General features: G+C 70.0%; 9 protein-coding genes. 4 read left to right on the top strand and 5 right to left on the bottom strand.

The genetic code is table 11. The features are described 5' to 3' along the window. Window positions 1-104 precede the first annotated feature (104 nt). Window positions 105-1,238: a site-2 protease family protein gene (locus tag ACGFRB_RS28235; RefSeq protein WP_393247024.1), complete on the bottom strand. Its 1,134-nt coding sequence runs from the start codon at window positions 1,236-1,238 to the stop codon at window positions 105-107. 228 nt (window positions 1,239-1,466) lie between these two features. Here ACGFRB_RS28235 and ACGFRB_RS28230 point away from each other — a divergent pair, with 228 nt between their 5' ends. Together ACGFRB_RS28230 and ACGFRB_RS28225 are read left to right on the top strand one after the other, a co-directional pair. Continuing rightward, window positions 1,467-2,396: a RecB family exonuclease gene (locus ACGFRB_RS28230; protein ID WP_363008667.1), complete on the top strand. Its 930-nt coding sequence runs from the start codon at window positions 1,467-1,469 to the stop codon at window positions 2,394-2,396. 18 nt (window positions 2,397-2,414) lie between these two features. Continuing rightward, the gene (locus ACGFRB_RS28225) at window positions 2,415-3,086 is read left to right on the top strand and encodes a response regulator (RefSeq protein WP_393247001.1); all 672 of its coding nucleotides are present in this window, start codon (window positions 2,415-2,417) and stop codon (window positions 3,084-3,086) included. Window positions 3,087-3,280: 194 nt separating this feature from the next. On the opposite strand, the gene ACGFRB_RS28220 is transcribed toward ACGFRB_RS28225, so the two are convergent. The 4 genes from ACGFRB_RS28220 to metH all read right to left on the bottom strand — a co-directional run bounded on the left by ACGFRB_RS28220 (window position 3,281) and on the right by metH (window position 11,508). After that, complete coding sequence (locus ACGFRB_RS28220) at window positions 3,281-4,858, bottom strand: ABC transporter substrate-binding protein (RefSeq protein WP_393247000.1); 1,578 nt, start codon at window positions 4,856-4,858, stop codon at window positions 3,281-3,283. 68 nt (window positions 4,859-4,926) lie between these two features. Further along, window positions 4,927-6,516, bottom strand: a complete 1,590-nt coding sequence (locus ACGFRB_RS28215; protein WP_363008673.1) for an ABC transporter substrate-binding protein — start codon at window positions 6,514-6,516, stop codon at window positions 4,927-4,929. Window positions 6,517-7,122: 606 nt separating this feature from the next. After that, entirely contained in the window at window positions 7,123-7,830 is a 708-nt protein-coding gene (locus ACGFRB_RS28210) for an HAD family phosphatase (protein WP_363008674.1), read from the bottom strand. A 141-nt stretch (window positions 7,831-7,971) separates the two neighbouring features. After that, window positions 7,972-11,508 carry a methionine synthase gene (metH, locus tag ACGFRB_RS28205; protein WP_393246998.1) on the bottom strand — a complete coding sequence of 1,179 codons (3,537 nt, stop codon included), beginning with the start codon at window positions 11,506-11,508 and terminating at the stop codon, window positions 7,972-7,974. A gap of 242 nt (window positions 11,509-11,750) precedes the next feature. Between metH and ACGFRB_RS28200 the strand changes: the two genes are divergently transcribed. Together ACGFRB_RS28200 and ACGFRB_RS28195 are read left to right on the top strand one after the other, a co-directional pair. Next, on the top strand, window positions 11,751-12,527 hold the full coding sequence (locus tag ACGFRB_RS28200; RefSeq protein ID WP_361227775.1) for an IclR family transcriptional regulator: 777 nt from the start codon (window positions 11,751-11,753) through the stop codon (window positions 12,525-12,527). Between the two features lie 398 nt (window positions 12,528-12,925). Further along, complete coding sequence (locus ACGFRB_RS28195) at window positions 12,926-13,711, top strand: MIP/aquaporin family protein (protein ID WP_363008680.1); 786 nt, start codon at window positions 12,926-12,928, stop codon at window positions 13,709-13,711. Window positions 13,712-13,746: the final 35 nt, after the last annotated feature.

Raw genomic sequence — 13,746 nt, 5'->3', positions numbered from 1 at the left:
AACGCGCACAGGCCCGCGAGGAACGAGTGGGCCGAGCACGATCGGTGCTGTGAGTCCGACTCCAGCACCCCGGAGGCGAACCGAGGCACAAAAAAAGGGGGGGCTCAGCCCGTGGGCCGCGCCATCGCCTTCACGAAGGCCTTCTCCACGTCCGCCGTCGACATGACGCCGTAGATCTCGCCGCCTTCCTCGACCACCAGGTATTCGGTGGCGGGGCTGGCGCGGAGGTGGTCGAGGAGGGGCTGGCCGGTGAGGTCGGCGGGGACCTTCATGCCGTCGGTGAGGTCCTGGGAGAGGGCGCTGACGGCGACCCAGGGGCGGCGGTGCTGGGGGATGCCGGCGATGGCGGTCTCACGGACGATGCCGGTGGGGGCGCCGTGGCCGTCGACGACGACGAGGGCGCGGGCGCCGGCTTCGTTGGCGCGGCGGAGGGCTTCGGAGAGGGGGGTGGCGGATTCGACGGGGATGGCGCGCCGGGTGAGGGTGCGGGCGCGGAGCTCGGGGAGGTGTTCGCGCAGCCGGGCCATGCGGAGGCTGTTGCCGGCGCCGGTCCAGATGATCGCGGCGAGGATCGCGGCGAGGAGTGCGTCGGTGACGGTGGTGAAGCCGGAGATGTCCTCGGTGTTGTTGCCGGCGATGCCGCTGCGGGTGAGCAGGGGCAGTCCGACGAGGACGGCGAGGGCGAGGGCGCGGCCGACCCAGGCGGCGGCGACGGTGCCGCTCATGGCGCTGCCGGTGATCTTCCAGACGATGGCGCGGAGCATGCGGCCGCCGTCGAGGGGGAGGCCGGGCAGCAGGTTGAAGACGGCCACGATGAGGTTGGAGATCATGAGTCCGCCGAGCAGGACGCCGGGGACGGTGCCGGGTTCGACGGTGTAGAGCGTCAGGTAGAAGATTCCGGCGAGGACGAGGGAGAGCAGGGGGCCGACGAAGGCGAGGACGAATTCGCGGCCGGGGGTCTCGGTTTCCTTGTCGATCTCGGAGACGCCGCCGAAGAACTGGAGCTGGATGCGGCGGACGGGGAGTTTGTAGCGGAGGGCGACGAGGGTGTGGGCGAGTTCGTGGACGAGTACGGAGGCGTAGAACGCGATCGCGAAGAAGAGGGAGACGAGGTAGCGGGCGGCGCCGAGCTCGGGCAGGACGCGTTCGATCTGGTCGCCGAAGACCCAGGTGATGAGGGCGGCGACCAGGAACCAGCTGGGTGCGACGTAGACGGGCACGCCGAAGGGCCGGCCCATGAGAATGCCGCCGCCCGGCTCCTCGGTCCGCTGCGGCTTGGACTCGTCCTGGTTCACGGGTTCCCTTCGTCGCCGAGCTGTTCGGCCCGCGTCGTGTGGCACGGTCGCGTGTCGGTTGTCGCGGGCCTTCGCCCGGGCTTTGCCGGTCTTTTCGATCATGCGGTCTGACGGGGTCCTGAGTCGATGGTATTCCGCTCGCTGTCAGTGGCGGGTCGTAGGGTCTGTGTCATGAGTACGAGCGAGCAGCGGCCGGAGCCGGCCGTGGTGTCCGGTGCGGCGCCGGGGCCCCGGCCGCCCATGTCGTTGTCCCCGTCGCGGGCGGGCGATTTCATGCAGTGTCCGTTGTTGTACCGGTTCCGGGTGATCGACCGGCTGCCGGAGAAGCCGAGTGCGGCGGCGACTCGGGGGACGCTGGTGCACGCGGTTCTGGAGCGGCTTTTCGACGCGCCGGCGGTGGAGCGGACGGCGCCTCGGGCGAAGTCGCTGGTGCCGGGGCAGTGGGACCGGTTGCTGGAGTCGCGTCCGGAGCTGGCGGAGCTGTTCGCGGAGGATCCGGCGGGCGAGCGGCTGGCGGAGTGGCTGACGCAGGCGGAGGCGCTGGTCGAGCGGTGGTTCACGCTGGAGGATCCGACGCGGCTGGAGCCGGCGGAGCGTGAGCTGTTCGTGGAGACGGAGCTGGCGTCGGGGCTGCGGCTGCGCGGGGTGATCGACCGGGTCGACGTGGCGCCGACGGGTGAGGTGCGGATCGTCGACTACAAGACGGGCAAGGCGCCTCGGCCGGAGTACAGCGAGGGCGCGCTGTTCCAGATGAAGTTCTACGCGCTGGTGGTGTGGCGGCTGAAGAACGTGGTGCCGCGTCGGCTGCAGCTGGTGTATCTGGGCAGTGGGGACGTGCTGACGTACGACCCGGTGGAGGCGGATCTGCTGCGGGTGGAGCGGAAGCTGCTGGCGCTGTGGGAGGCGATCGAGCTGGCGACGCGTACGGGTGAGTGGCGGCCTCGGCCGACGAAGCTGTGCGGCTGGTGTGATCATCAGGCGGTGTGTCCGGAGTTCGGTGGGACTCCCCCGGTGTATCCGCTGCCGGTGGTGGGTGCCCGCCCGCCGGAGTCGGGCGAGCCGGGTCAGGGCAGAATGGACGCGATTTCGCCTGCCCCCTGAGGTTCCGAGGAGTTGCCCGTGGCTATCCGCGTCCTACTGGTCGACGACCAGCCGCTGCTGCGTACCGGTTTCCGGATGATTCTGGAGGCGGAGGGGGACATCGCGGTGGTCGGTGAGGCCGGTGACGGCCTGCAGGCTCTGGAACAGGTGCGGGCGCTGCAGCCCGATGTGGTGCTGATGGACATCCGGATGCCTCGGATGGACGGGGTGGAGGCGACCCGGCAGATCACCGGGCCGGGACGGGACGGTCCGGCGAAGGTGCTGGTGCTGACCACGTTCGATCTGGACGAGTACGTGGTGGAGGCGCTGAAGGCGGGGGCGAGCGGCTTTCTGCTGAAGGACGCGCCGGCGACGGAGCTGGTGCAGGCGATCCGGGTGGTGGCGGCGGGCGAGGCGATGCTGGCGCCGTCGATCACGCGGCGGCTGCTCGACAAGTACTCGGCGCATCTGCCGTCGGGCGAGGAGCAGGTGCCGGACGCGCTGAGCACGCTGACGGACCGCGAGGTCGAGGTGCTGAAGCTGGTGGCGCGCGGGTTGTCGAACGCGGAGATCGCGGCGGATCTGTTCGTCAGCGAGACGACGGTGAAGACGCATGTGGGTCATGTGCTGACGAAGCTGAGCCTGCGGGACCGGGTGCAGGCGGCGGTGTACGCGTACGAGAGCGGTCTGGTGCGCCCGGGGGCGCAGTGACGCGGCCGGACCTGACCGGGCGTGCCGCACGGCCGGTCACGGGTGACCGTAGCTGATCATGACCTCGGATGACCATGGCCGCGGATGACCGCGACGGCGGGTGATCACAAGAGGTACGGGCGAGGGCCCGGCGCGTGGGGTACGCGCCGGGCCCTCGCCCGTTGTCATGGATGGCCCGGCCGTGCTCGACCGGTTCAGCCCGCCTTGATCTCCCAGAAGCGGAAGACGGCGTTGGCGTCGAGGGTCCATTCGAGGCCGGTGACGACGTCGCGGGCGACGGCGTACTGCTTGCCCTGCCACAGCGGCAGGAGGGGGACCTCGTCGGCGACGATGTCCTGGATGCGGCCGAAGTCGGCGGAGGCGGCGCCTCGGTCGGCGGAGGCGGCGGCCTTCGGGAGCAGGCCGGTGACGGTCTTGTTCCGGTAGCTGCTGCCGGTGACGTTGTCCTCGCCGAAGAAGGGGGTGGTGAAGTTGTCGGCGTCGGCGTAGTCGGGGACCCAGCCCTTGACGTAGACGCCGTACTTGCCGGCCGCTATGTCCTTCTCGTACTGGTCGAACTCGACGGACTCGACGTCGGCGTCGAACAGACCGCTGGCGTTGAGCTGCCGGGCGATCGCCTTCAGTTCCTGGTCGGTGGCCGGGCCGTAGCGGCTGGGGGTGGACCAGAGGGTGAGCCGGACCTTGTCGGTGATGCCGGCGGAGCGCAGGGCCTTCTCGGCCTTGGCGCGGTCGGGGCTGCCGTAGGTGTCGTAGAAGGCGGTGTTGTGGCCCGCGATGCCCGCCGGGACGATCGAGTAGAGCGGGGTGGCGGTCGACTTGTAGACGTTCTGGACGAGCGCCTCGCGGTCGACGAGGTGGGCGATGGCCTGGCGGACGCCGAGCTTGCCGGTGACCGGGTCGTCCATGTTGAAGACGAGGTGCTGGACCTCGGCGCTGCTGCCCTGGACGACTTCGAGGCTCTGGTCGGAGCCGGTGGCGTTCTCGAGGCTGACGATGTCGTCGTCGGACAGGCCTCGGTAGGCGACGTCGAGGTCGCCGCCGGTCAGTGCCTTGGCGAGGGCCTTGCGGTCGCCCCGGTAGAGCTTGAGGGTGACGTGCTCGTTCTTGCGCTTGAACGTGCCGTGGTAGTCGGGGTTGGCGGAGAAGACGGCCGCGGTCTCGCCGTAGGAGTCGAGCTTGTACGGGCCGGAGCCGATGGCCTTGCCGTCGGTGCGCAGTCCGTCGGCGGGGTACTCGCGGTGGTCGACGATCGAGCCGGCGCCGGAGGCGATCTTGCTGGGGAAGGTGGCGTCGGGGACCTTGAGACGGAAGACGACGGTGCGGGCGTCGGGGGTCTCGATGGTGTCGATGGTCGCCAGGAGCGGGGCCGGGCCGGCGGGGTCGTCGATCTTGAGGGCGCGCTCGAAGGAGAACTTGACGTCCTTCGAGGTGAGCGGGTTGCCGTTGGAGAACTTCAGGCCGTCGCGGAGGGTGCAGGTGTAGACGGTGCTGCCGGCCGAGAAGCCGCACCGCTCGGCGGCCTCGGGGGCGGGCTGGGTACCGCCGTTCGGGAAGGCGACAAGGGTCTGGAAGACGTTGTTGAACAGGATCCAGGAGCCGGGGTCGTAACCGGCGGCGGGGTCGATGGACAGGATCTCGTCCGACATGCCGATGCGCACGGTGTCCGCGGAGCCTTGGGAGTCACCGCCCGGCTCGGAGCCGCAGCCACTGAGCAGGGCGGCCGCCAGGCCCGCGGCGAGCGGGGCGGTCAGCCACTTGTGGGGTGCCTTCACAGAACTTGCCTCTTGATCTCTTGCCAGGCCGGCCGCGCGGGCAGTGCGCGGCCGGTACAACGAAGGGGTCAGGCGGTGCCGCGGCCCAGCTCCCACAGGAGCAGGTCGGAGGAGGTGTTCAGCGACCATTCGACGCCGGTGAGGTCGTCGCGGGCGGCGACGTACTGCTTGCCCTGCCACAGCGGCAGAACGGGTACGTCCTTGGCGACGATCTTCTGGATCTGGTCGAAGACGGGGCTCGCGGCGGAGCGGTCGGCCTGGCGGCGCGACTGCGGGATCAGCTCGTCACGGACGGACTGGTTGACGTAGGGGGTGTTGAGGAAGTTGTCGCTGTCGAGGAAGGGCGCGACGTAGTTGTCCGGGTCCGGGTAGTCGGGGAACCAGCCGAGGCCGTAGACGGCGTAGTCGCCGCGCTTCTGGGCCGGGCGGAACTTGGCCCATTCGGTGCCCTGGATCCGTACGTCGAAGAGCTTGGTGGCGTTGAGCTGGTCGCGCAGGGCCTCGAACTCCTGGGCGGTCTCGGCGCCGTAGTGATCGGTGGTGTAGTCGAGGGTCGTCTTGACCGGGGTCTTCACACCGGCGTCGCTGAGGATCTTGGCGGCGCGCGCGGTGTCCGGCTCGCCGTAGGTGTCGATGAACGACGTGGCGTGGCCGGTGATGCTGGAGGGGATCAGCGAGTAGAGCGGCTCGGCGGTGGGGCCGTACACCTTGCTGACGAGGGCGCCCCGGTCCACGACGGCGGCCATGGCCTGCCGGACGGCCTTGTCCTCGACGGCGGGGGCCTTGGTGTTGAAGGCGAGGTAGCGGATCTCCAGGCCGGGGACCTCGGTGAGGTCGATGCCGTCCTGCGGCTTCTCGCTGTGCTCCTTGATCTGCGCCTGGGACATCGCGCGGGCGGCCATGTCGATGTCGTCGTCGCGCAGTGCCTTGTCCATGGCGCCGGCGTCGGGGAAGGCGCGCAGTTCGACCTTCTCGTTGCGGAGGCTGATGTCGCCCTTGTAGTTCGGGTTCTTGGTGAAGACGAACTTCGTCACCCGGTCGCCGGAGACCTCGGTCTTCATGGTGTACGGGCCGGAGCCGTCGACCTCGAAGCCCTCGCGGAGCGCCTTGCCGTCGTACTTGTCCTTGCTGAGGATGCCGGCGACGGGGGTGGAGAGCTTGTACGGGAAGGTCGCGTCGGGCGCCTTGAGGTGGAAGACGACCTCGCGCTCGCCCTTGGTCTCGATGGTGTCGATGTCGGAGAGGAGGGCGGCGGTGCCGTTGTCCGACTTGATGGCGAGGACGCGCTCCATGGAGAACTTGACGTCCTCGGCGGTGAGCGGGGTGCCGTCGGCGAAGGTGAGGCCCTCGCGCAGCTCGCAGCGGTAGCTCTCGCTCTCCTTGTCGGAGAAGGCGCAGCTCTTGGCCGCCTCGGGGACGGGGGCTCCGCTGCCGCGCGGGGCGCGCATGAGGGTCTGGACGGTCTGGCGCAGAACGTTCCAGGTGCCGGTGTCGTAGGCGAAGGCGGGGTCGAGCGGGGCGGGGGCGTCCGCGGTGGCGACGAACTGGTCCGTGGTGCCGACCACGATGGCTCTGCTGTCGCCGCTCCCGCCGCAGCCGGCGAGCAGGGGCGTGAGCAGTGCGGCCGTGAGCGGCAGCACCAGGGTCTTGCGGTTCATCGGGACGTTCTCCTCATCCGGCGCGGGGTGACGGCCGGCGGTGGTACAGCGGCTTTCGGTCACTCCGCCGGACGCCCGGCCGCCCGGTCGGGGCGGTGGGGGCGAACGGCCCGTGCGGGGCGCGATCGGTCCTGTGTACGCGGCGACTTGGGTGGGCGCCGGGGCACTCGGAATGGCGGCGGAGTACTCGCGAAAGGTTAGTGGGCGGCGCCTGCCATTACCCGGCGGGGCGGACGCCGGGAGTAATCGCACAGTGATAGCGGATACACGGTTCGCGATATTCATGCGGCGGCATGATCCGTACGCCATCGATCGAATCGGGACAGATGAGGGTGAATCAATCCCCGCATTCCGGACGGGGGGTGCACGAAGGCCGCCCAGCGGTGGGCACTCTGCGTGATCAAGGTCACGCGAGATCCACCGCTGGGCGGCCTTGGGTATTCCCGCCCCTCAGGGCTGGGAGGGAAGCGGAATGAGGTTTCCGATAACGAACCTCAAAAGAAGCTCAAATTCCGTGCCCGGAAAGGGAGTTCAGGCGCTGACGGCCCGTCCGGGGCTGGATCCGGGGTCGGTCCTGCGATCGGGTCCGGCGATCGGTTCCGGCGGTCAGTTCCTGCGGGCCCCGGCGACCAGCGTCCGCAGGAAGGGGACGTCGACCTCCTCCAGGGACTTCACGACGACCCGGCCCGCCGACGGGGCGATCGGCGCGACCGACGGCACGGCGACCACCCGGCAGCCGGCGGCCTCGGCCGCCGCGACCCCGGTCGCGGTGTCCTCGACGACCGCGCAGCGCAGCGGGTCGGCGCCCACCCCGCGCGCGGCGGCCAGATACGGCTCCGGGTGCGGCTTCGTACGGGCCACCTCGTCGCCCGCCACCGTCAGCGTGAACCGCTCGGGGCCAAGGGAGGCGAGCACCCGGTCGATGATCCGGCGGTGCGAGGCGGAGACCAGTGCGGTGGGGATGTCGTGCCGGGCCAGCTCGTCCAGCAGCCGGTCGGCGCCCGGCATCAGCGGGACGCCCCCGTCGATGCGCCGCTCGAAGCGGTCGTTGAGCAGCACCGTCAGCTCGTCGAGGGTGATGTCCGCGCCGGTCGCCTCGATGAGATAGCCCGCGCTGCGGGTCATCGGGCCGCCGACGACGATGTCCCGCCATGCCTCGTCGAGCCGGTGGCCGAGGCCGGCGAAGACCTCCACCTCCGCGTCCCACCAGAAGCCCTCGGTGTCGACGAGGGTGCCGTCCATGTCGAGGAATACCGCCTGCAGGGCGGAGCTGCCGTTGGCACGGATCAGGGACGCGGGGACCGTGCTGGTCATCCGGCACACCTCCATGAAGGGACGAAGAGGCCGGCCTCCCTCCCCGGTACGGGGGTGGGCGACCGGCCTGCACTGGACCGACCAGTGTACGTCGCCGGGCCACCGAACGCAGCGGATTGACGCCGGACCGGTGACGATCGGTTACCGCGCGTTGAAGTACTTCGCCTCGGGGTGATGGATGACGAGGGCGTCGGTGGACTGCTCGGGGTGCAGCTGGAACTCCTCCGAGAGACGCACGCCGATCCGCTCGGGCCGCAACAGCTCGGCGATCTTCGCGCGGTCCTCCAGGTCCGGGCAGGCGCCGTAACCCAGCGAGAAGCGGGCGCCCCGGTACTTGAGGTCGAACATGCCCTCGACGTCCGCCGGGTCCTCGCCGGCGAAGCCCAGCTCGGCGCGCACGCGCGCGTGCCAGTACTCGGCGAGGGCCTCGGCGAGCTGGACGGACAGACCGTGCAGTTCGAGGTAGTCGCGGTAGGAGTCGGACGCGAAGAGCTTCGCCGTGGCCTCCCCGATCCGCGAGCCGACGGTGACCACCTGGAAGCCGACGACATCGGTCTCGCCGGACTCCTCCGGGCGGAAGAAGTCGGCGAGGCAGAGCCGACGGCCGCGGCGCTGGCGCGGGAAGGTGAAGCGGGTGCGCTCGTTGCCGTCCTCGTCGAGGACGATCAGGTCGTCGCCCTTGGAGACGCACGGGAAGTAGCCGTGGACGACGGCCGCTTCGAGCAGGTTCTCGGTGTGCAGCCGCTCCAGCCAGCCGCGCAGCCGGGGCCGGCCCTCGGTCTCGACCAGTTCCTCGTACGACGGTCCGTCGCCGGCCCGGTTCTGCTTGAGGCCCCACTGACCCTTGAACAGGGCGCCCTCGTCGAGCCAGGACGCGTAGTCCTTGAGCGGGATGCCCTTGACGACGCGGGTGCCCCAGAACGGCGGGGTGGGCACCGGGTTGTCGGTGGCGACGTCCGAACGGCCGCCGGGCTCGGGCTCGTCGGCCGGGACGGCCGTGGTGGCCCTCGGGACGCGACGCTGCTTCAGCTCCGGGAGTACGGCTCCGGGGACGCCCCGCTTGACGGCGACAAGTGCGTCCATCAGACGCAGCCCCTCGAAGGCGTCCCGGGCGTAGCGGACCTCGCCCTGGTAGATCTCGTGGAGGTCCTGCTCGACGTACGCCCTGGTCAGCGCGGCGCCGCCAAGGATCACGGGGTACTTCGCGGCCAGCTCGCGCTGGTTGAGCTCCTCCAGGTTCTCCTTCATGATCACGGTGGACTTCACCAGGAGACCGGACATGCCGATGACGTCGGCCCGGTGCTCCTCGGCGGCGTCCAGGATCGCGGAGACCGGCTGCTTGATGCCCAGGTTGACGACGTTGTAGCCGTTGTTGGACAGGATGATGTCGACCAGGTTCTTGCCGATGTCATGGACGTCACCGCGCACGGTGGCCAGGACGATCGTCCCCTTGCCCTCGGCATCCGACTTCTCCATGTGCGGCTCCAAGTGCGCCACCGCGGTCTTCATGACCTCGGCGGACTGGAGCACGAACGGCAGCTGCATCTGTCCGGAGCCGAAGAGCTCGCCGACGGTCTTCATGCCGTCGAGCAACGTCTCGTTGACGATGTCGAGGGCGGGCCGGGCGGTCAGGGCCTCGTCGAGATCGGCCTCCAGGCCGTTCTTCTCGCCGTCGATGATCCGCCGCTTCAGCCGCTCCTCCAGCGGCAGCGCCAGCAGCTCCTCCGCCTTGCCGGCCTTCAGCGACTTCGCCGTCGCACCCTCGAACAGGGCCATCAGCTTCTGGAGCGGGTCGTAGGCCGGCTCGTCCCCCTGCTGGGGCCGCCGCCGGTCGTAGATCAGGTCGAGGGCGCAGGTCACCTGCTCCTCGTCGAAGCGGGCGATCGGCAGGATCTTCGACGCGTGCACGATCGCCGAGTCCAGGCCCGCCTTGACGCACTCGTCCAGGAAGACGGAGTTGAGCAGGATGCGGGCGGCCGGGTTGAGGCCGAAGGAGATGTTGGACAGGCCGAGGGTGGTCTGGACGTCGGGGTGGCGTCGCTTGAGTTCCCGGATCGCCTCGATCGTGGCGATGCCGTCCTTCCGCGACTCCTCCTGACCGGTGCAGATGGTGAAGGTCAGGGTGTCGATGAGGATGTCCGACTCACGGATCCCCCAGTTGCCGGTCAGGTCGTCGATCAGCCGCTCGGCGATGGCGACCTTGTGCTCGACGGTGCGGGCCTGGCCGTTCTCGTCGATGGTCAGCGCGATCAGCGCGGCGCCGTGCTGCCGGGCCAGCCGGGTCACCTTGGCGAAGCGAGACTCCGGGCCGTCCCCGTCCTCGTAGTTGACGGAGTTGATGACGGCGCGCCCGCCCAGCTTCTCCAGGCCGGCCTGAATGACGTCGACCTCGGTGGAGTCGAGCACGATCGGCAGGGTGGAGGCGGTGGCGAAGCGACCCGCCAGCTCCTCCATGTCGGCGACGCCGTCCCGCCCGACGTAGTCCACGCACAGATCGAGCATGTGCGCGCCCTCGCGGATCTGGTCCCGGGCCATCTCCACACAGTCGTCCCAGCGGCCTTCCAGCATGGCCTCGCGGAACTTCTTCGACCCGTTGGCATTGGTCCGCTCGCCGATCGCGAGATACGAGGTGTCCTGCCGGAACGGCACGGTCTGGTAGAGGGACGCGGCTCCCGGCTCGGGGTGCGGCACGCGGACCGGCGGGACGATGCCCCGGACCCGCTCCACGACCTGGCGCAGGTGCTCCGGGGTCGTACCGCAGCAGCCGCCGATCAGGCTGAGGCCGTACTCGGTCACGAAGGTCTCGTGGGCGTCGGCGAGTTCGGCCGGGGAGAGCGGGTAGTGGGCGCCGTCCTTGGTCAGCACCGGCAGGCCGGCGTTCGGCATGCAGGAGAGCGCGATGCCGGAGTGCCGGGCGAGGTAGCGCAGGTGCTCGCTCATCTCGGCGGGGCCGGTGGCGCAGTTCATGCCGATCATGTCGATGCCGAGCGGCTCCAGCGCCGTCAGGGCCGCGCCGATCTCGGAGCCGAGCAGCATGGTGCCGGTCGTCTCGACGGTGACCGAGGTGATCAGCGGGACGGTGTAGCCGGCGATCTCCATGGCGCGGTGGGCCGCGATGACGGCGGCCTTGGTCTGCAGGAGGTCCTGGGTGGTCTCGACGAGCAGGGCGTCGGCGCCGCCGGCGAGCAGGCCCTCGGCGTTTTGCTGATAGGCGTCGCGGATGGTGCCGTAGGCGACGTGGCCGAGGGTCGGCAGCTTGGTGCCGGGGCCCATGGAGCCGAGGACCCAGCGCTGCTGTCCGGTGCTCTCGGTGTACGCGTCGGCGGCCTCGCGGGCGATGCGGGCGCCGGCCTCGGACAGTTCCTGGACGCGGTGGGCGATGTCGTACTCGCCGAGCGCGGAGAAGTTGCAGTTGAAGGTATTGGTGCCGACGCAGTCGGTGCCGACGGCGAGATAGGCGTCGTGGACCGAGCGGACGATGTCCGGGCGGGAGACGTTGAGGATCTCGTTGCAGCCCTCGAGCTGCTGGAAGTCCTCGAGGGAGGGGTCCTGGGCCTGGAGCATGGTGCCCATGGCGCCGTCGGAGACGACGACCCGGGAGGCGAGGGCCTCACGGAGGGCGTCGGCCCGCTGGGCGGCGGTCGCGGAGGCGGCGGAAGGGGTCGGCAACGAGGCCATGGAATGAGCTCCCTGGGATGCGACGGCTGTCGGCTTTGCGTGCTCGGCGGAGCGCGCACGGGGCCAGCGTAACCGTGCGGAGGCCGGGGTGGACACGGTGTTCCAGTCGGTGGACTGCATTCTGTGTGCGGGGACTCCCGTTCCGGCCCGCTTGTGCCCGACACTGTCGAATGTGACGCGAGGTCGACATCGACCGATACTGTTCAGCATTACCGAACAAGAATGAGAAGAAGGGCCGAGCGATGGCGAAGAACATCCAGTCGCTTGAACGCGCGGCGGCCATGCTGCGACTGCTCGCCGGCGGCGAGCGCCGGCTCGGCCTGTCCGACATCTCCTCCTCCCTGGGGCTGGCCAAGGGCACTGCCCACGGGATCCTGCGCACCCTGCAGGCCGAGGGTTTCGTGGAGCAGGACCCCGCCTCGGGCCGCTACCAGCTGGGCGCGGAGCTGCTGCGGCTCGGCAACAGCTATCTGGACGTGCACGAACTGCGCGCGCGGGCCCTGGTGTGGACGGACGACCTGGCCCGCTCCAGTGGCGAGAGCGTGCATCTCGGGGTCCTGCACCAGGGGGGCGTGCTGATCGTGCACCACGTCTTCCGGCCCGACGACAGCCGGCAGGTCCTGGAGGTGGGGGCCATGCAGCCGCTGCACTCCACCGCGCTCGGCAAGGTCCTGTCGGCCTACGACCCGATGGCGCACAGCGAGGCGGTGGAGGGCGTACGGGACTCCTTCACGCCCCGTACGGTCACGGGTCTCGCGGAGTTCGAGACGCTGCTCGACACGACCCGGGCGCGCGGCTGGGCCGCGGACGTGGAGGAGACCTGGGAGGGCGTGGCCGCGGTGGCGGCGCCGATCCACGACCGGCGGCGGATGCCGGTGGGGGCGGTGGCCATCACGGGCGCGGTGGAGCGGGTCTGCGCCGGGGGCGAGGCCGGGGGCGAGCTGCGTTCGGAGCTCGTGGCGGCGGTGCGGGACTGCGCCCGGGCGGTCTCGCGGGATCTGGGGGCCGGCCGCTTCTGACGACCGGGGCAGGCCGCTTCCGGCGAATGGGACCCCTCGCCCGTCGCTTCCGACGATTGAGGGCCGACTACTTCCGCCGTCCGCGGGCCGGCGCCGGGTCCGCGTACCGGACCTTCCGGACGCATCGCTTCCGGCCACCCGCCCCTCCCCCTTCGAACACGACTGAACCCGCCGGTAACGATCCCGTCATCGGCGGGTTTTTGGTGTTCACGCCCCTTGACGGGCTGTTGACCGTGGCGCAAAACTTCCGTGCATCGGTCGGCATTGTCGAACAGGTAACGGCAATACGCGTTAGGGTGTGACAGTGCCAAGGGCCGGCACCGCCCTCATACGAGGGCACGGACCACCGGAGGACCCGTGGTTCGCCTTCCCCTGGACGAAGGACAAAGGAGTCGCGGGTGTCCAGCTCCGACATCTTCATCGGCGAGACCCTCGGTACCGCCGTGCTCATCCTGCTCGGCGGTGGCGTGTGCGCCGCCGTCACGCTCAAGAAGTCCAAGGCCCGGGACGCGGGCTGGCTCGCGATCGCTTTCGGGTGGGGCTTCGCCGTCATGACGGCCGTCTACATGACCGCTTCCCTTTCCGGTGCCCATCTGAACCCCGCCGTCACCGTCGCGATAGCCGTCAAGGACGGCGAATGGGGCAAGGTGCCGGTCTATCTCGCCGGTCAGCTGCTCGGCGCCATGATCGGCGCGGCGCTCGTATGGGTGGCGTACTACGGCCAGTTCCAGGCCCACCTCACCGACGAGGAGATCGTCTCGGTCCCGCGCGAGGAGGGCATGGTCGACCAGCAGGCCGCCCCGGACGCCGGTCCGGTGCTCGGCATCTTCTCGACCGGCCCGGAGATCCGCGTCGTCTGGCAGAACCTCGCCACCGAGATCATCGGCACGATCGTCCTGATCCTCGCCGTGCTCACCCAGGGTCTCAACGACGACGGCAAGGGCCTCGGCCCGCTCGGCGCGCTCATCACCGCGTTCGTCGTGGTCTCCATCGGCCTCTCGCTCGGCGGCCCCACCGGTTACGCCATCAACCCGGCCCGCGACCTGGGCCCGCGCATCGTGCACGCGCTCCTCCCGCTGCCCAACAAGGGGGGCTCCGACTGGGGCTACGCCTGGGTCCCGGTCGTCGGTCCGCTCGTCGGCGCCGTGATCGGCGGAGGCATCTACAACATCGTGTTCGCCTGAGCCGTCCTTCTTCCAGACTTCCCTTGGAGTACACC

Source organism: Streptomyces sp. NPDC048718, from assembly GCF_043198875.1.
In the GTDB taxonomy this organism is placed as follows: domain Bacteria; phylum Actinomycetota; class Actinomycetes; order Streptomycetales; family Streptomycetaceae; genus Streptomyces.
This window is presented reverse-complemented; position numbering and strand designations above follow the sequence as displayed.

Excerpts from the sequence above, each read along its gene's own strand:
- ACGFRB_RS28235 (WP_393247024.1), bottom strand. The coding sequence starts at position 1,238 with ATGGGCCGGCCCTTCGGCGTGCCCGTCTACGTCGCACCCAGCTGGTTC.
- ACGFRB_RS28230 (WP_363008667.1), top strand. The coding sequence starts at position 1,467 with ATGAGTACGAGCGAGCAGCGGCCGGAGCCGGCCGTGGTGTCCGGTGCG.
- ACGFRB_RS28215 (WP_363008673.1), bottom strand. The coding sequence starts at position 6,516 with ATGAACCGCAAGACCCTGGTGCTGCCGCTCACGGCCGCACTGCTCACG.
- ACGFRB_RS28210 (WP_363008674.1), bottom strand. The coding sequence starts at position 7,830 with ATGACCAGCACGGTCCCCGCGTCCCTGATCCGTGCCAACGGCAGCTCC.
- metH (WP_393246998.1), bottom strand. The coding sequence starts at position 11,508 with ATGGCCTCGTTGCCGACCCCTTCCGCCGCCTCCGCGACCGCCGCCCAG.
- ACGFRB_RS28200 (WP_361227775.1), top strand. The coding sequence starts at position 11,751 with ATGGCGAAGAACATCCAGTCGCTTGAACGCGCGGCGGCCATGCTGCGA.